Below are 17,584 nucleotides of genomic sequence, written 5' to 3' on the forward strand. Positions count from 1 at the left end.
CGAGATGGCCGGGGCCGGGGATCCGTGGGACGGCGTGGACGCCGGGGGTGTGGCTCGGGCTGTTCGGGGGCAGGGGGAGCGGTCGGTTCCTGGGGTGGGGGATATGGCTTCGTATCTCGCCCAGCAGGTGGCCGATGACTCGCATCGGGAGGTCATCGGGCCGCTGCTGGATGGCGGGGGTGCGAGTGGGGTCGTGGTGCGGCGGGGGGTGGTGATCGGGGCGTGGGGGGATCCGGCGCGGGTGGAGATGGCGTACAGCGCGACGAAGAGCGTGCTGGCGTTGGTGGCGGGCGTTGCCTATGACGACGGGTTGTTGGTCCTGGATGAGCCGGTCCGTAGGCGGGTTGGGCTTCCGGAGTTCGACGGGGCGCATGGGCGGGCGGTCACCTGGCGGCATCTGCTGGATCAGACGAGCCAGTGGGAGGGCGAGTTGTGGGGGAAGCCGACGTCGGTCGACGCGCAGAGCACGCGGGAGGGCACCGAGTCGGCCGGTGGGCCGCCCGGTGAGGGGTGGGCGTACAACGACGTGCGGGTGAATCTGGCCGCCCTGGCGCTCACGGTTCTGTTCCGGCGCGCGCTGCCGGACGTGCTGCGGGAGCGCGTCATGGCGCCGATCGGGGCGTCGTCGTCGTGGTCCTGGCATGGCTATGCGAACGCGGTGGTGGACGTTGACGGTGCGCGGGTGCCGGTGGTCTCCGGGGGCGCCCACTGGGGTGGGGGCTTGTGGATCAACGCGCTTGATCTGGCCCGCGTCGGGCAGCTGTGTCTGCGCGGTGGCCGTTGGGGGCGGGCCCGGGTCGTCTCCGCCCGCTGGATCGAGCAGATGTGGACGCCGTGCCCGGTCAAGCCGAACTACGGGCTGTCGTGGTGGCTCAACGACCACCGCACCGTATGGCCGACCGCCCCGGCCACCGGGCGCTGCGCCCGGGGCAACGGCGGCGGCCATCTGCTGTGGGTCGATCCCGCTCGCGATCTGGTGGTCACCTCCCGGTGGGGTGCGGAGGTGGAGCGGCTGCTCGGCGCGGTGTCGGAGGCCGTCGAACCGGGGGCGCTCAGCGCGGCGTGGTGACCGGCGGAGTGGGGGCGGGGAAGGCGAAACGGCGGGCGCGGGCCGCGGCGGCGGACAGGCGGGTCAGGGCCGGGGTCAGGGTGCGCGGGCGGTAGGGGGCGTTCCACGCGTACGGGAAGGACGCCTTGTCGGGGGTGAGGAGGTTCGTCGTCTCGTCGCAGGCCAGGATGGCGATCAGCCAGCGGCGCATGGCGCGGTGGAAGGCCGGGGTGAGCGGGCGTGGGGCCAGGAGCCAGTCGCGGGACTGGGGGCTGACCGCCAGCTGGTACGTCGTCTCGTCGTAGCGCTGCCAGGGGGACTCCGGGGTGATCGGGTGCAGGCCGTAGTCCATGGCGGTGAGCGGGGCCAGGGCGGTGCGGAGGGTGCCGTGGTCGGCGCTGGGGAGGAGTTCGCAGATGATCCACGGGCGGTGGCGGCGGATGGTGGCGAGGGCGCCGGTGAGGACGGCCGCCTCGTAGGTCTCGACGTCGATCTTGATGAGGTGGGGGACGAGGCCTCGGTCCTCGGTGAAGGCGTCCACCGTCGTGACCGGGACGGTCACCGATTCGGAGTGTTTGCGGTGGGCCGGGTTGAGGGAGTTGGACGACTCCGATTTGTGGGAGAAGTACAGCTCGGCGGTGCCGGGTTCGGAGGAGAGCGCGGTCTGCTGCACCTCGTAGTCGAGGTGGTTGCAGTGGCGGATACGGCGGCAGAGGGCGGCGGTCTGCGGGGTGGGCTCGAAGGCGATGGTGTGGGGGCCGGTGGGGTGTGCGCCGCCGGTGCGCGGGCTCCCGGTGCGTGCGCCGCCGCTTCCGTAGACCGCGTCGACCAGCGCCGAGTACAGCCCGATGTGCGCCCCGATGTCGTACACCGCGCTGCCCGCCGGGGCCTGTCCGGCGAGGGCCAGCAGGGTGGCCTGGGTGGTGGGTTCGTAGCCCGCGAGGCCCGAGCGGCGCAACTGCCGCTGCACCGCGGTCTGTTTGCGGCTGAGCACATTGAGCGCGCGGGGGTACGGGCCGCTGGCGGCCAGGACGTCCGGGTTCAGCGGGAGGGTGATGGCGAGGGGCATGGCTGCCGCGCCTCCTGTCGGGTGACGGCCCGCTCCAGCGGGCTGGGTACGGGGAAGTAGGCGTCGAGGAAGGGGCGGAGCAGGGCCAGCTGACCGGCCAGGTCGTGCTCGGAGGAGACCGTGTCGTTGAGGCAGAACGCCTGGCAGTGGCGCGTCCGCAGCAGTCGCGCCAGCCGGTTGTGGATGGCGGGCCGGGCGAGGTCGACGTAGTCGTAGCGCAGCTGGGCCGGGATCGCGCGGCCGGTGAGGAACGCGTAGTAGTGGTGGAGCGAGGACGGCAGGGAGATGTCCGAGGTGGAGCGCACCCGGTTGGCCATGGTGGCGCGGATCGGGCCCGGGAACTCCCGCTCGATCTCGGCGAGCACGCTGGTGCGGACGGCGTGCGGGGTGTGCTTCATCTTCTGCGTGACGGTCGCCCCGAACCGGCCCTCCAGCAGCCGCCGGTTGTTCTTGCCCGCCGCCGATACGGGGACGTCGAGGTGGTCGGCGGGGGCCAGCGGGATCAGCGCGCGGGAGGGGAAGAACTTGGTGACGCCGTTGGCGAGGAAGAAGTCCTGCGGGGTGACGGGCGAGCCGAGGAAGACGTCGTCGTTGAAGTAGAGGAAGTGCTCGGCAAGGCCCTTGATGTGGTGCAGGCGGGTCTCGATGGCGTGCGAGTTGAAGGTGGGCAGCAGGCTCGGGTCGTCGAAGATGTCCCGGTGGTCGACGACGGTGATGCCGGGGTGGTCGAGCGCGAGCCAGGCGGGGACCTGGCGGTCCGTCACGATGTAGATGTGGCGCACCCAGGGGGCGTACAGGTGGAGTGAGCGCAGGGAGTAGCGCAGCTCGTCGCGGTTGGTGTAGCGGGCGGCGTTGGCGGCCTGCGCGTGGTAGCCCGCGGTCTCCTCTTTATTGGTGACGGCGGTGCGCCGCTGCTGCCACTGCGGGTCGGAGCCGTCGACCCAGGTGTAGACGACGTCGATGGGGAAGCGGACGTCGTCGGGGAGCCGGGTGGTGAACTCGGGCCGGGTACGGACGAGGCGGCCCGGAGCCCAGCCGGTGGCCGGGGTGAGGCGGGTGAACATCTGGTCCGGGGTGCGGACGGCGTTGCCGGTGAGGGGGACGGAGGCGGTGGTGCGGTTGGGGCGGGGGGCGTGGAGGAGGGGCGGCCCGGGGGTGTCGGCGGGGGCGTCCGCCGCGGTGCCGTTCTCCCAGAACTCGACGTCGCAGCCGTGCGACGAGCCCAGGACGAGTTCCCCGCGCGGGGTGGTGTGGAAGCGGGTGAAGCGGACGACGGGCTCGGCGGCCAGCGGGCGCCAGGCGCGGGCCGCCACGCCCAGCCGCAACGGTCCCTTCCGGCTCTTCTTGTGCGGGGGCGGCGAGACGTACCCCGCCTCCCGGGCGCACAGCGCGCGGAGGGCGGCGACCACCTCGGCCCGCTGATCCGCCCGTACGCCCACGGCGGAGGCGACGTTGCTGTAGCAGCGGATGACGAAGTGGTCGAGCCGCGCTTGGTCCAGCGCCTCGCACACCAGCCGCAGGTTCTCGGCGCGCGCGAACAGGGGGGTGGGCGCGGGGACGACGGTCGCGATCCGGGTGCCGTGGTCGTCGGCGATCACCATGCGGCCGGGTGTGGACAGCAGCCCCGTACGCACCAGCCGCCCCATCCGCCGCCGTGCCCAGCGCAGCCGTAGCGCACCGGAGGCGGTGGACACCCGGCCCAGCCCGCGCAGGGCCGCGCGGCGCAGCTCGGCCCCGGTCAGGGCGATGACCGCGCGACGGATCCGCAGCGGGACCGTACGCCGGTAGCCGCGCACCAGGGGCGGATCGGCGAGCCACGACGGGGGGCGGGGGGCGGCGGGCGGCGGTGCGGTGAGGGGCATCGTGCGTCCTGGGGCGGGCGGCGCGGGACGGGTGGTTCCTCACACCATCATCTGAACGCCGCCGGGATGGGGTGCCGCCATGGCGGACACCCCCAAACTGCCCCCATTCGGCCCAGCCGCTCCGCAGGCGGGCTGAGCGTCCCCCGGGTTACTTCACCGCGCCTGCCATCACGCCCGCCACGAACTGGCGCTGGAAGGCGAAGAAGACGGCCAGGGGGATGACCATCGAGACGAACGCGCCGGGGCCCAGGATGTCGATGTTGTTGCCGAACTGGCGGACCTGCTGCTGCAGGGCCACCGTGATCGGGGGGTTGCCGCTGTCGGCGAAGATCAGGGCTACCAGCATGTCGTTCCAGACCCACAGGAACTGGAAGATCCCGAGCGAGGCGATCGCCGGGGCGCCCAGCGGCATGACGACGCGGAAGAACAGCCGCAGCTCGCCCGCGCCGTCCAGGCGGGCCGCCTCCAGCAGCTCGCGGGGGATCTCGGCGAAGAAGTTCCGCAGCAGGAAGATCGCGAAGGGCAGGCCGAAGGCGGTGTGGAAGAGCACCACGCCCGTGGTGGTCTGGAAGATGCCGATCTCGCCGAAGAGCTTGGCGACCGGGATCAGGGCGACCTGGACCGGGACGACCAGCAGGCTGACGACGATCAGGAACCACCAGTCGCGGCCGGGGAAGTCCATCCAGGCGAAGGCGTAGCCCGCCAGGGCGCCGATGATGACGACCAAGAGGGTCGCCGGGACGGTGATGGCGAGGGTGGTCCACAGCGAGTCGGTGATCAGCTGGTTGCTGAGCAGCTTGTCGTACGCGTCGAAGGTCAGCTGCGACGGGTCGCTGAAGACCTTCCACCAGCCCGAGATGTCCACCTGCGAAGGGTCGCGCAGGGAAGAGATGAGGAGCCCCGCCGTCGGCATCAGCCAGAAGAGGCCGATGAGGACGAGGGCGACCTGCACCACCCCGCCCCCGGCGCGCTCAGCGATGCGTCCGATCAGGGACCGCTTTGTCCGTACGACCGTGTCCGCGCTGGTCATCGGCGGCTCTCCCTTCGGATCCGGCGGATGTTGACGAACATGACGGGCAGCACCAGCAACAGCAGCAGGACGGCGATCGCGCTGCCGAGGCCCTGGTTGACGTCGGTCCCGAAGGACGACTGGAAGAGCTGGAGGGCGAGGACGTTGGCGTCGTCCTGCGAGGGGCCCGGGGCGATGATGTAGACCAAGTCGAAGATCTTCATCACGTTGATCATCAGCGTGACGACGACGACCGAGAGCACCGGCGCCAGCAGCGGCACGGTGACCCGCCGGAAGACCTGCCACTCGCTGGCGCCGTCCATCCGCGCGGCCTCCATCAGCTCACGCGGGACGCCCGCGAGCCCCGCCGCGATGAGCACCATGGCGAAGCCCGCCCAGATCCAGACGTACGAGCCGATGATGGCCGGGGTGACGAGGGACGGGCCGAGCCAGTCGATGCCGTTGTACGGGGCGGAGAAGTTCCAGGCGGGCAGCCGCAGCTGGGCGCCCTCGGCCTTGGCGGGGAGGGTGTACGTACCGTCCGCCGCCGAGGTCGTCTTCGCGACGACCTTGCCGTCCTTGACCGCCTCGATCTTGAGGTCGGCCATCGCCTTCTCGCCCGGGTCGATGGCGCCCTGCTTGCCGAGACCGCCCTTGGTGAAGTCGAACCAGACGGTGCCGGTGACCTTCCCGGCCTCGGGCCGCGCGGCCTTGGCGTCCTGCGCGCCGCTGATGTCGTCGCGCTTGGCGGCGACCAGCGGGATCGAGGCGGGGGACCCGGCCCGGACGGCGTCCTGGGTGGTGAAGGAGCCGTTCGACGACTCCGTCAGCCCGGCGGCCGGGCGCGGATGGGCGCCGGGGAAGGGCGGCGAGGCGCTGAACGAGTCGTGCACGCCCACCCACATGGCGTTGGCCACGCCCTTGTCCGGGTCCTGTTCGTACACCAGCCGGAAGATGATGCCCGCGGCCAGCATGGAGATCGCCATCGGCATGAAGACGATCAGCTTGAACGCGGTGGCCCAGCGCACCCGCTCGGTGAGCACGGCGAAGATCAGGCCGAGCGCGGTGGAGATGGTCGGCGCCAGGATCAGCCAGATGATGTTGTTCTTGATCGCCGTCTTGGTGGCGTCGTCGGAGAACATCTCCGTGTAGTTGTCCAGCCCGACGAAGCCGTTGCCGCTCGCGTCGAAGAAGCTGCGGTAGACGGAGTAGCCGATCGGATAGACGACGAGCGCGCCGAGCAGCAGCAGGGCGGGCAGCAGGAACACCGCCGCCAGCCAGGGCCGGGTGCCCAGGACGCTCTTCTTCTTGGTGCCGCGCGGGGTGGCGGGTGGGGCGGACGACGCCCGGCCAGGTGTGGCCGCGCCGCCCGCTGTCGCGGTCGACATATGTGGATCTCCCGGTCGAGTCGTCAGTTCTTGTACGCCTTGGCGGCATCGGCTTCCAACTGGCGCTGGATTCCTTCCACGTTCCTCGGGTTCTTGAGGAAGTCCTGGAGCGCTTTCCATTCGCCCTGGGCGGGCTTTCCGCCGAAGGAGGCCGGGGCCTGGTCGGACATGTCGAACCGGAAGTCATTGCCCGCCGCGATGAGCGCCTTGGCGATGTCGCGCATCGGGTCATTGGGATAGGCGCTGAATTTCACGGCCTTGTTCGCCGAGATGAAGCCGCCGGACTGGGCCCAGATGGTCGCGGCGTCGGGCGACGCCAGGAAGGTCAGCAGCGCCTGCGCGGCTTTGCTGTTCTTCAGCGCCACGCCCACGTCGCCGCCGGTCACCACCGGTGGCTTGGCGCCCACCGCCGGGAAGGGGAACACCTTCGCGTCCCCGCCGAGTTCCGCGCCCGCGTCGGCGACGTTGGCGGCGACGAAGTCGGCCTCGAAGACCATGCCCGCGTCGGGCTCGGCGGCGTTGCCGAACGCCTTGGTGACCGAATCCGGGAACGCGGTCTGCAGCGCGCCGCTCCGGCCGCCCGCGACCAGGCCTTTGGCGCCCCACAGCTGGGCGAGCGTCTCCAGGGCCTTCTTGACGGACGGGTCGGTCCATTTGATTTTGTGCTGCGCGAGCTGGTCGTACTTCTCCGCGCCCGCCTGGGAGAGGTAGACGTTCTCGAACCAGTCGGTGAGCGTCCAGCCGTCCTGGCCGCCGACCGCGACCGCGTCGGTGCCGGAATCCGAGATCAGCTGGGCCTGGGCCAGGAATTCCTTCCAGGTCTTCGGCACCTTCGCGCCCGCGTAGTCGAAGGCCGAGGTGTTGTACCAGAGCAGAGACTTGTTACTGGCCTTGAAATAGACCCCGTACTGCTTGCCGTCGTACGAGCCGAGATCCTGCCAGCCCTTGGCGAAGTTCTTGTTCACCTCCGCCTTCGCGGCGGCGTCGAGCGGTTTCGCCCAGCCCTTCTGCGCGAATTCGCGCATCACGCCGACCTGGCCGACCATCGCCACGTCCGGCGGGGAGCCGCCCGCGATCTTCGAGCCGACGAAGCCCGCCATGTCGTCACCGCTGGGCACGAAGGTGACCTTGGCGCCGGTGCGCTTCTCGAACTCCTTCAGCACCTTGGTGAAGTTCTCCTGCTCGGTGCCGGTCCAGACGGCGGTGACCTGCAGCTTCTGGCCCTTGAGGCTGGGCAGCTTCACGGTGACCGGCGGCGGGCCGCCGCTGACCGTGTCCCCGTCGTCGCTACCGCAGCCCGCGGCGGTGAGCATGAGCGCTCCCGCCGACGCGGTGCCGAGCGCGGCTCGTACCGCTCGCTTCTTCCGCTTCCTGCTCCCGTTCCTGCGAAGCGATTTCTGCATCCCCGTTTCCCTCCGATGCCGACCGCCTCGCGCGCGGTCGTGTCCCGTGCGACAGTCCTACGCCCGGTCACCCAACGTGGCAATACTGTTTTCGGCGTTCACTCACGGTCGTGACCGTGCCGTGATGATCGCCGGGCGGCGGAGCGGAGCAGGAGGAACGGACGGTCAGATCAGCGCGGGCGCGGTCGGCGCGTCCGCCGACTGCGCGGCGCGCTGGAGCGCGCTGGCGAGCAGCGCCAGATCGGTCGGCCCGTTGCCCAGTTCGCGCAGCGGGCGGCGGGCCGGGGGATCGCCCATCCGCTCCCACTCCAGCGGGACGACCGTCGGCCGCTGGGTCGCGGTGCGCGGTATCCGCCCGGTCACCCGGCCCGCCTGGAACGGGGTCGTCGCAGCGTCGTCGGGGCCCAGCAGGCGGCCGCGGCCCGGGGCGTGCTCACCGCCGGACTCACCGGACGCGTAGCTCTCCCCTTCCGGCTGCTCGGACGAGGCGGGCGCCAGCGGCCGGGGCTCCAGGACGATCCGCAGCGCGGCCCGCTCGACCGCCGCCGTGTCCGCCGTACGGTCCGGGCGGCCGGACGCCGCCACCAGGTGGACGCCGAGATGGGCGCCGTCGCGGGCGATCGCCTCCAGCGCGCGCACCACCGAACCGGCCGCCGGGCGGCCCGGACTGCCGAGGGCCGGGGCCACCAGCGCGTCGAAGTCGTCGACGAGGACGACGAGACGGGGGAAGGGGGACGGGGCGGCCGCCTCGGCTTTGCTTCCCTCGGGTCCGCGCTGGGGGCGCAGCCGTAGCGTCGTACTGGGCGCCGGATCGATGTCACCGGCGGAACGGGGCGCGACCACCCGCGGGGCGCTGTTGCCGCCGGACGTACCCTCCCGGAGCCGGGCGTGCCAGGAGACGAAGTCCATCCGGCCCAGCAGCTCGGCCCGGCGCTTCAGCTCCGAGCTGAGCGCCTGCGCGAACTCCCGCATCCGCACCGGGTCGGAGGCCGCCAGATACGTCGACACATGCGGCAGATCGGTGCACACCCGCAGCCCTTCGCCGCGCTCCGCCCCGCCGCTCGCTCCCGCGCCGTCGAGGAGCACCAGCTCCAGCCGGTCGGGTCGCTCGGCGGCCGCGAGGGAGGCGGCCAGCGACCGCAGCAGCTCCGTCTTGCCGGTGCCCGCCCCGCCGTCGATCAGCAGATGCGGGCCGTCGGCCGCCAGATCGACCGCGACCGGTCCGCGCGGCCCTGCGCCCAGCACCGCGAGTGCCCGGCCGCCCGCCGGGACCTCGTCCGCGGCGGCCGCCCAACGGGCCAGCAACGACGCGGGGGTGGCCCGCGCGAGCCCCAACTCGTCCAGCAACCGGGCCGAGTCGGGCAGCGGGGCCGCCACCTGCCGCCCCGGGCCGCCCTCGTCGCCCTGGCCGGAAGCGGCCGGGCGCAGGGGTGCGAGCGCCCGCGCGAACCGCTCGGCCCACGCCCCCGACACCGCGTCCACGGTGGCCGCCGTGGTGGCCCCGGCCACCCACATGGGCACGCCCGCGCCGCCGGTGGCGGCATCCCGGCGCACGATCTGCAGACCGGTGGCCACATCGCCGCTCAGCAGCGCCGCCACCTCGCACGACGCGAACGCCGCCGAGCCCGCGCAGGCCGTCTCGTAGCTCACCGACAGCGGTGAGGCGGGCGACGCGGCCGGGGCCTCGGACAGGCACAGGAGGTGGATCCCGGCCCCCGGGCCGCCGACCGCCAGCCGCCCGAGCGCCTCGCGCAGCGCGGGCGGGCCCGGATCGCCGTCCACGATCACCACCGTGTACGGCCCGGCCGGGCCCGCGGCGGTGTCGTCCAGCCGCCGCGTCAGCTCCGCCGTACGGGCCGTCACCTGCTCCGCGTCGTACGCCAGCAGCAGTCGGCAGTCCTGCCCGCGCAACGGCTGCAGCTGCGGCAGCCAGCCCAGCCACGACCACTCGGCGGGCCGGTCCTCGGTGCTGAGCAGCACGATCTCCAGCGTGCCGGGGGAGTGCAGCGCCGCGAGCTGCGCCACGACGGACCGGGCGAGCCCGGCCAGCCGCCCGCGCGGCCCGGCCAGCCCCAGCGAGCCCGCCTGCCGCAGATCGACCGTGACGGGCGCGGCGGGCAGCAGCCCCCCGGCGCCGGAGAGCCGGTCGGCGGAGCCGAGCCGCACGGTGAGCGCGTCCGGGTGGCCCGGCCCGCGCTCCCACAGCCGAGGCCCCGGGCCCAGCGCCGTCATCAGCACGGCGGCGGGGTCCGGCCACCGCCGGTGCAGCGCGGCGGCCTCCTCGGCGGCCCGCGCCGCCCGCTCCTCGGCGCCCGCCGCCTCGTCCACGCCCCGCTCGTCCGCGCCCCGCCCCCCGGTCAACTGCCGCACCCAGGCCCCTATCCCCCGCCGCCGCACCTGCGCCCCGGGAGCGTCGTAGGCGTACGCCCCCGCCTCGCCGATCCCCTCCGGCACGGTGGTCCCCCGCAACGGCGTCCCCCGCCCGCCCCCGGCGGGACGACCGGCCGCCCCCGGCTGCCCGCCGCCGCCCGCCCCCGGGCCTCCGGCCCAGGCGCCCTGCGCGCCGGTGCGCCGGTCGGTCGCGCCGTGCGGTCCGTCGTACGGCGTGCCGCCGCCCGTTCCCGGGCCTCCGGCCCGGGGCTCCGGTACGCCGCGCCCGGGGGCGCCCGGCTGCCCGCCGCTGTCCGCGCCGGGGCCTGCGGCCCAGGTGTCGTACGCCGGTTGCCCACCGGTTCGCGGGCTGGTTCCGCCGGGACTCCCGTGCGGCGCTCCGCCGCCCGCCCTCGGGTCCCCGGCCCAGGCGCCCTGCGTGCCGGTGCGCCGGTCGGTCGCGCCGTGCGGTCCGTCGTCGGCCGGGTTGCCGTGCGGCGTGCTGCCGCCCGTTCCCGGGCGGCCTCCGGACCGGGGGCCCGGTACGCCGCGTTCGGGCGCGCCCGGCTGCCCGCCGCTGTCCGCGCCGGGGTCTCCGGTCCAGTTGTCGTGCGCGCCACGCCCGGTGCTGCCCGGCGCGCCGGTGCGGCGGTCGGTTGCGCTGTGCGGTGTGCCGTTGCCCGTTCCCGGGCCTCCTGTCCGGGGCTCCGGTACGCCGCGTTCGGGGGCGCCCGGCTGCCCGGTGGGGGCGTGGGCGGTCCGGCCGCCCTGCTCGGCGTTCGCGGGCGGGTTTGCGTACGGCCCACCGCGCCCGTGGGTCTCGCGGGCCCCCGGCTGGCCGCCGTACGGTGCGTCGCCGCTCCCTGGGCCTTCGGCCCAGGGGGCCCGCTCGCCTCGGCGGCCTGCGGCCGAGCCCGGTTGTCCGGCGGTTCCGCGGTCTCCGGGGCGTGTGCCGCTGTCCGGCCACGACTCCTGGGCTCCGTGCGTGGGGCCTGCGGACCGCCCACCGCGGTCCCGGCTGGGCGGGTCGCCGTAGGGCGCGTTGCCGCCCGTGCTCGGCTGGGCGGGGCGCTCGCGTTCGTCGGTCGGGCGGCGGTCGCCGTGGGGTCCGCCATACGTCGCGCTGCCGTCTGCGGGGCCTCCGGCCCAGGGGGCCCGCTCGCCGTGGCGGGTGCCTGCGGTCGCGCCGGACGGTCCGCCGGGGTCCCGGCCGGGCGGGTCGCCGTACGGCGGGTTGCCGCCCGTGCTCGGCTGGGCGGGGCGTCCGCGGTCGTCGTGCGCCGCCTCCGCGCTTCCGGCTGCGCCGGGCTGGCTGGTGGGGCCGTGGCCATCGCTCGGCCAGGCGGCCTGGGCGCCTGGAGCCGGGGCGCTGCCGCCCTGGGCCTCGCGGCCGCCGGGCGGCTGGCCCGTGGCGTCCGGCTGGGTGCCTGTGCCGTGGGTGGTGGTGCCCTGAGGGGCGGCGTGGGTGACCGGGGTCCAGCCCCGGCCGGGGTGGCGGGGGGTGGGGGCGCCGGTCCAGGGGCCCTTGGCGTGGGCCACGCCGTCCGCGCGGGGTGTGACCCGCAGGTGGCCCTCGCCGTCCGGCTGGGCGGGGAGGCGGGCGGGGGAGGACGGGGCCTCCCCCGGGGCGCGCAGCCGCAGCGCGGATTCGCCGATCCGGAGCAGCGCGCCCGGCGCGAGCGGTACGGGGTCGGGGCCGACGGGGGCGCCGTCGGCGGCGGTGCCGTTCGTCGAGCCGAGGTCGGCGATGGTCACCCGGCCGTCCTCGGCGACCGTCACGGTGCAGTGCAGCCGGGAGACGTCCGGGTCGTCCAGGGGGACGTCGGCGTCGGCGGAGCGGCCGATGCGGACCTGGCCGCCGTGCAGCAGGTGGACGCCGCCCGCGTCGGGCCCGGCGATCACGTCCAGGTGGACCGTGGCGTCGGACACGGCGGCCTCGGGCAGGCCCGGGTACCCCGGGTAGCCGGGGTAGTGGTCGGGGTCGGCCGGGGCGTGGAGGGAGAGCACCGCGCCGTCCACCAGCGGGGGCTCGCCGAGCGCGCAGCGCTGGGGGTCGAGCCGCTCCGAGCCCGCGTACACGACGACCGCGCCGGTGCCGCCCCCGGCGTCGTGCCCGGCGGCGGCGACGGCCGCGGCGAGGCCGCTCGTCACGGAGGCGAGGGCGGTGCCGACGGGAGCGGTCACGAGCACGTCCACCGCGCCCGCGAGGGCATGCGGCGGTGGCGGCGCGGGCGCAGGATGGCCGGAACGGCCCGGGTGGGCGCTGCGCGGCCCGAGGACGGTCAGCCGAATCTGCATCGCCGTCAACGGTCCCTTCTGTCCGGGGGCCGGGCGGGGGTGCCAACCCCGCCGTCCCGCCCCAGGCGCTTCGGCACGTACAGGTCCGTACGGGGTCGTACGGATCACGGAGCGTGAGCCCCCCGCCGCTCGGCGCTTCCGTGCTGCGTGCATCCTCGCACCTGCCACTGACACTTCGCCCGCCGCCCGGCGGCACATGATCTTGATTGGTCGGCTACTCGGCCGAAACTGGCTGATTGCGACCGGATCCGCTGCGTTAGCGGGACCGGATCGGCTGTGTTAAGAGGACGGGAGTGGGCAACCGACTCCCCGGATCACGCGTCTTTCCCCCGGGTTCCGCGGTGGCCCGGCACGCCCGTCGTGCTGCGCTCAAGCGGTGATCAGCGGTGATCGGTACGGCACCTCGTCCGTCCCCATTACAGTGGGCGGACGAGCACGGCAGGCAGTAGCAGTAGTACAAGCGATGCAAGCGATATGACCACGACCAGGGAGCGCACGTGCGGCCGGTAGGCAGCAAGTACCTGCTCGAGGAGCCGCTCGGACGCGGAGCCACGGGCACCGTCTGGCGGGCCAGCCAGCGGGAGACGGCGGGCGCCGAGGCGGCCGTGGCCGGGCAGCCCGGCGAGACGGTCGCGATCAAGGTCCTCAAGGAGGAGCTGGCGAACGACGCGGACATCGTCATGCGCTTTCTCCGCGAGCGTTCCGTACTGCTCCGCCTCACCCACCCCAACATCGTCCGCACCCGCGATCTCGTCGTCGAGGGCGATCTGCTCGCCCTCGTCATGGACCTGATCAACGGTCCGGATCTCCACAACTACCTGCGCGCGAACGGCCCGTTCACCCCCGTCGCCGGGGCGCTCCTCATGGCGCAGGTCGCCGACGCGCTCGCCGCCAGCCACGCCGACGGCATCGTGCACCGCGACCTCAAGCCCGCCAACGTGCTCCTCGCGGGCACCGGCGAGGGCGAGCAGATGCACCCGATGCTGACCGACTTCGGCATCGCGCGGCTCGCCGACTCGCCCGGTCTGACCCGGACCCAGGAGTTCGTCGGCACCCCCGCCTACGTGGCGCCGGAGTCCGCCGAGGGCCGTCCGCAGACGTCCGCGGTGGACATCTACGGCGCGGGCATCATGCTGTACGAACTGGTCACCGGCCGTCCGCCGTTCGCGGGCAACACCGCGCTCGAGGTGCTGCACCGCCACCTCAGCGAGGAGCCGCGCCGCCCCACGACCGTGCCCGAGCCGCTGTGGACGGTCATAGAGCGCTGCCTGCGCAAGAACCCGGACGAGCGCCCGAGCGCCGAGAGCCTGGCCCGGGGGCTGCGCGTGGTCGCCGCCGGTGTCGGCGTGCACGCCTCGGCCGCGCAGGCGGAGGCCGCCCTCGGCGTCGCCGCGCTGCTCGCGCCGGACCCGGCACCGGCCCCGGTCCCGGACACCGCCCCGGCGGACCCGGGCGAGGCGACCCAGGTGCTGCCGACGAACGCGCCGGGCAATCAGTACGACCCGGCCGCCGCCACCAACGTGCTCCCCACCACAGGCCCCAATGCCGACCCCACCCAGGCGATGCCCACCGGCGGCCCGAACGGCCCCGGGGCGGACCCCACCCGGGCCATGCCGCCCGTACCGCCCGGCGGCGTCCCCGGCCAGGACGATCCGAACCACCCCTGGCAGAACCAGTTGCGCGCGGCCCGCGACCGCAACGAGCAGACGCAGGTCCAGTACCTCGACCCGAGCGAGGACCCGCTGCGCCGCCGCCCCCACCGCCCCGCACCGCAGCAGCCGCCGGGGCAGTACCAGCAGCAACAGCAGCAGTATCAGCAACAGCAGTACCAGCAGCAGGGGTACCAGCAGCCGCAGCAGCCGCCGCCGTCGCGCCGTCAGCAGCGCCGCCAGCAACAGCAGCAGCCGCAGCAGTACGCCCCGCAGCGCCCCCAGGAGCCGCAGCCGCAGCGTTACGCGCCGCCGCAGCAGCCGGAGCCGCGCCGCGAGCCCCGGCAGCGCGGGTCCAACCCCAACAAGATGAAGATCCCCGGGCTCGGCTGCCTCAAGGGCTGTCTGTTCGTGATCCTGATCCTGGTCGTCGGTTCCTGGCTGGTCTGGGAGCTGACCCCGCTCAAGGACTGGATCGCCGAGGGCAAGTCCTACTGGGACGCGGTCTCGTCCTGGGTCACCGAGGTCAAGGACTGGATCTCCGCACTCGGCGGCCCGAGCTGACCCACGATCAACTCCTCCGTACCCCGACCGATGCGCCGAGTCAGGTGATTTGTCGACATCCAAGGGGTGTTTTCCGCTCAGAAGTGACAGTTGGCGCTGTCTGATGCCCCCAACGCGCCAGTAGCCGCGTAGCTTTGTCGCCAACGTGCCCCCTGTCGGAGGATTCGGAGCAGTCTTGTCACGGAAGATCGGCAGCCGGTACACCGCGCACCAGGTCCTGGGACGCGGCAGCGCCGGCACGGTGTGGCTGGGCGAGGGTCCCGAGGGCCCGGTCGCCATCAAGCTCCTGCGCGAGGACCTCGCCTCCGACCAGGAGCTGGTGGGCCGTTTCGTACAGGAGCGCACCGCGCTGCTCAGCCTCGACCACCCCCGGGTGGTCGGCGTGCGCGACCTCGTGGTCGACGGCAACGACCTGGCCCTCGTCATGGACCTGATCCGCGGTACGGATCTCCGTACCCGGCTCGACCGCGAGCGGCGGCTGTCCCCGGAGGCCGCGGTCGCGATCGCCGCCGACGTCGCCGACGGGCTGGCCGCGGCGCACGCCGCCGGGATCGTCCACCGGGACGTCAAGCCGGAGAACGTCCTGCTGGACATGCAGGGTCCGCTCGGCCCCGGCCGCTCCCACCCCGCCCTGCTCACCGACTTCGGCATCGCGCGCCTGGTCGACGAACCGGGCCGGGCCCGCGGCGGCAGGCCGTCCCGAGGACAGCAGCCCTCGCAGGGCCGCTCGCCCAACCCGCGCAGCGTCATCGGCACCCCCGACTACCTCGCTCCGGAGATCATCGAGGGGCTGCCGCCGCGCGCCAGCGTGGATGTGTACGCCCTCGCGACGGTGTTGTACGAGCTGCTGGCGGGCTTCACCCCGTTCGGCGGCGGCCACCCCGGCGCGATCCTGCGCCGCCATGTGACGGAGACCGTCGCCCCGCTGCCCGGCATCCCCGACGAGCTGTGGCAGCTGCTGCTCCAGTGCCTGGCCAAGGCCCCGGCCTCCCGGCTGCGCGCCTCGGAGCTGGCCACGCGGCTGCGCGAGATCCTGCCCACCCTGGCCGGATATCCGCCGCTGGACATCGACGAGCCGGACGAGGACGAAGAGCACGAGCAGCGCGAGGGCGAGGGCGCGCGTCCGGAGGGCGGGCACCAGCCCGCCTCCGCCGGACCGGGCCAGGGTCAGGGCCAGGGCCAGGGGTACGAGCAGGGGTACGGCCAGGGCGGGACGCCCCGTCGGCGGCGCGGCGCGGTCCCACTGGTCCCGGGCGCGGTACCGGACAGCAGCCGCGAGACGCACACCAGCATGCGCGTGCCCAGCGCGGACGAGCTGGCGGGCGGCGCCCACGGCACCGCGCGCGCCCCTCGCGTACACGGTCAGCGCCGGGCGGGCTCGGCGCGCCATCCGGCGGTTTCGGGGGCGCTGCGCCGCCGTCGGCTCAAGGTCGCCGCGGCCACGGTGGCGGCGCTGGTCGTCGTGGGCGTCGGCGGCTGGCTGGTCGCGGGCGGCGACGACGGGGACGAGGCACCCAAGGGCGGCGAACACTCGTCCTCCCAGGATTCGCATGGCTCGCGCGACTCCGGGCAGGGGTCCGGACAGGACTCCGGCGCCCGCTGAGAGCCCGCCGGTCCTGGTAGGGCCGACGGGCCGGAGATCCTTCTATAGCGGTTAGGCTGGTGCACGTGGCAGTCGTCGATGTATCCGAAGAGCTGAAGTCCCTCTCCTCGACCATGGGGTCGATCGAGGCCGTCCTGGACCTCGACAAGATGCGGGCCGACATCGCCGTGCTCGAGGAGCAGGCGGCGGCCCCGTCCCTGTGGGACGACCCGGAGAACGCGCAGAAGGTCACCAGCAAGCTCTCCTATCTCCAGGGGCACCTGCGCCGTGCCGAGGAGCTGCGCGGCCGGATCGACGACCTCGAGGTGCTGTTCGAGCTGGCCGCCGACGAGGGCGACGACGACGCGCGCGTCGAGGCCGAGGCCGAGCTGGACGCGGTGCGCAAGGCCGTCGACGAGATGGAGGTCCGTACCCTCCTGTCCGGCGAGTACGACGCCCGCGAGGCGGTCGTCAACATCCGCGCCGAGGCGGGCGGCGTCGACGCCGCCGACTTCGCCGAGCAGCTGCAGCGGATGTATCTGCGCTGGGCCGAGCGGCACGGCTACAAGACGGAGATCTACGAGACCTCGTACGCGGAGGAGGCCGGCATCAAGTCGACCACCTTCGCCGTGCAGACGCCGTACGCGTACGGCACGCTCTCCGTCGAGCAGGGCACCCACCGCCTGGTGCGCATCTCGCCGTTCGACAACCAGGGCCGCCGTCAGACCTCCTTCGCGGGGGTCGAGGTGCTGCCGGTGGTCGAGCAGACCGACCACATCGAGATCGACGAGTCCGAGCTGCGGGTCGATGTCTACCGTTCGTCGGGCCCCGGCGGGCAGGGCGTCAACACCACCGACTCCGCGGTGCGGTTGACCCACATCCCCACCGGCATCGTGGTCTCCTGCCAGAACGAGCGCTCGCAGATCCAGAACCGGGCGACCGCGATGAACGTCCTCCAGGCGAAGCTGCTTGAGCGCCGCCGCCAGGAGGAGCAGGCCAAGATGGACGCGCTCAAGGGCGACGGCGGCAATTCCTGGGGCAACCAGATGCGTTCGTACGTCCTGCACCCGTACCAGATGGTCAAGGACCTGCGCACCGAGTTCGAGGTCGGCAACCCGCAGGGGGTGCTCGACGGCGAGCTGGACGGCTTCCTGGAGGCCGGAATTCGCTGGCGCAAGAAGCGCGAGCAGCAGAGCTGAGCCCCGGTCGACCCCCGGTCGGCGCCACTCGCTGCGGTTTTCCTGATCGTCAAGTGGTCTTTCAAGGACGCTTTTTGGTCACAGTCGTGTACCCATGCGTCACACAAGCGCCTTCATAGCGGACATCTCGCCCCCAATGACGC

General features: G+C 73.6%; 10 protein-coding genes. 4 read left to right on the forward strand and 6 right to left on the reverse strand.

Going from position 1 to position 17,584, the window contains the following annotated elements; genetic code table 11:
• Positions 1–103 precede the first annotated feature (103 nt).
• Positions 104–1,069 carry a serine hydrolase domain-containing protein gene (locus ACFV9T_RS05585; RefSeq protein ID WP_385436861.1) on the forward strand — a complete coding sequence of 322 codons (966 nt, stop codon included), beginning with the start codon at positions 104–106 and terminating at the stop codon, positions 1,067–1,069.
• On the opposite strand, the gene ACFV9T_RS05590 is transcribed toward ACFV9T_RS05585, so the two are convergent.
• From ACFV9T_RS05590 to ACFV9T_RS05615, 6 genes are all read right to left on the reverse strand, one after another.
• Positions 1,053–2,117 (reverse strand): FkbM family methyltransferase, encoded by a 1,065-nt coding sequence (locus ACFV9T_RS05590; protein ID WP_385436862.1) that lies wholly within the window; start codon positions 2,115–2,117, stop codon positions 1,053–1,055. The genes ACFV9T_RS05585 and ACFV9T_RS05590 overlap by 17 nt on opposite strands.
• Complete coding sequence (locus tag ACFV9T_RS05595) at positions 2,090–3,979, reverse strand: stealth family protein (protein ID WP_385436864.1); 1,890 nt, start codon at positions 3,977–3,979, stop codon at positions 2,090–2,092. The genes ACFV9T_RS05590 and ACFV9T_RS05595 overlap by 28 nt, the downstream gene beginning before the upstream one ends.
• A gap of 148 nt (positions 3,980–4,127) precedes the next feature.
• Entirely contained in the window at positions 4,128–5,009 is an 882-nt protein-coding gene (locus ACFV9T_RS05600; RefSeq protein WP_385436865.1) for a carbohydrate ABC transporter permease, read from the reverse strand.
• On the reverse strand, positions 5,006–6,376 hold the full coding sequence (locus tag ACFV9T_RS05605) for a carbohydrate ABC transporter permease (RefSeq protein ID WP_385436867.1): 1,371 nt from the start codon (positions 6,374–6,376) through the stop codon (positions 5,006–5,008). The genes ACFV9T_RS05600 and ACFV9T_RS05605 overlap by 4 nt, the downstream gene beginning before the upstream one ends.
• 23 nt (positions 6,377–6,399) lie before the next feature.
• On the reverse strand, positions 6,400–7,779 hold the full coding sequence (locus ACFV9T_RS05610; RefSeq protein WP_385436869.1) for an ABC transporter substrate-binding protein: 1,380 nt from the start codon (positions 7,777–7,779) through the stop codon (positions 6,400–6,402).
• Between the two features lie 165 nt (positions 7,780–7,944).
• The gene (locus ACFV9T_RS05615) at positions 7,945–12,447 is read right to left on the reverse strand and encodes an FHA domain-containing protein (protein ID WP_385436871.1); all 4,503 of its coding nucleotides are present in this window, start codon (positions 12,445–12,447) and stop codon (positions 7,945–7,947) included.
• Positions 12,448–12,944: 497 nt separating this feature from the next.
• Here ACFV9T_RS05615 and ACFV9T_RS05620 point away from each other — a divergent pair, with 497 nt between their 5' ends.
• The 3 genes from ACFV9T_RS05620 (at position 12,945) to prfB (ending at position 17,441) form a co-directional block, all read left to right on the forward strand.
• Positions 12,945–14,660 (forward strand): serine/threonine-protein kinase, encoded by a 1,716-nt coding sequence (locus ACFV9T_RS05620; protein WP_385436872.1) that lies wholly within the window; start codon positions 12,945–12,947, stop codon positions 14,658–14,660.
• A gap of 175 nt (positions 14,661–14,835) precedes the next feature.
• Positions 14,836–16,263 carry a serine/threonine-protein kinase gene (locus ACFV9T_RS05625; RefSeq protein WP_385436873.1) on the forward strand — a complete coding sequence of 476 codons (1,428 nt, stop codon included), beginning with the start codon at positions 14,836–14,838 and terminating at the stop codon, positions 16,261–16,263.
• A 65-nt stretch (positions 16,264–16,328) separates the two neighbouring features.
• Positions 16,329–17,441 (forward strand): peptide chain release factor 2, encoded by a 1,113-nt coding sequence (prfB, locus tag ACFV9T_RS05630; RefSeq protein WP_385436874.1) that lies wholly within the window; start codon positions 16,329–16,331, stop codon positions 17,439–17,441.
• The last annotated feature ends 143 nt before the right edge of the window (positions 17,442–17,584 follow it).

It is taken from the genome of Streptomyces sp. NPDC059850 (assembly GCF_042731515.1).
Lineage (GTDB): Bacteria > Actinomycetota > Actinomycetes > Streptomycetales > Streptomycetaceae > Streptomyces.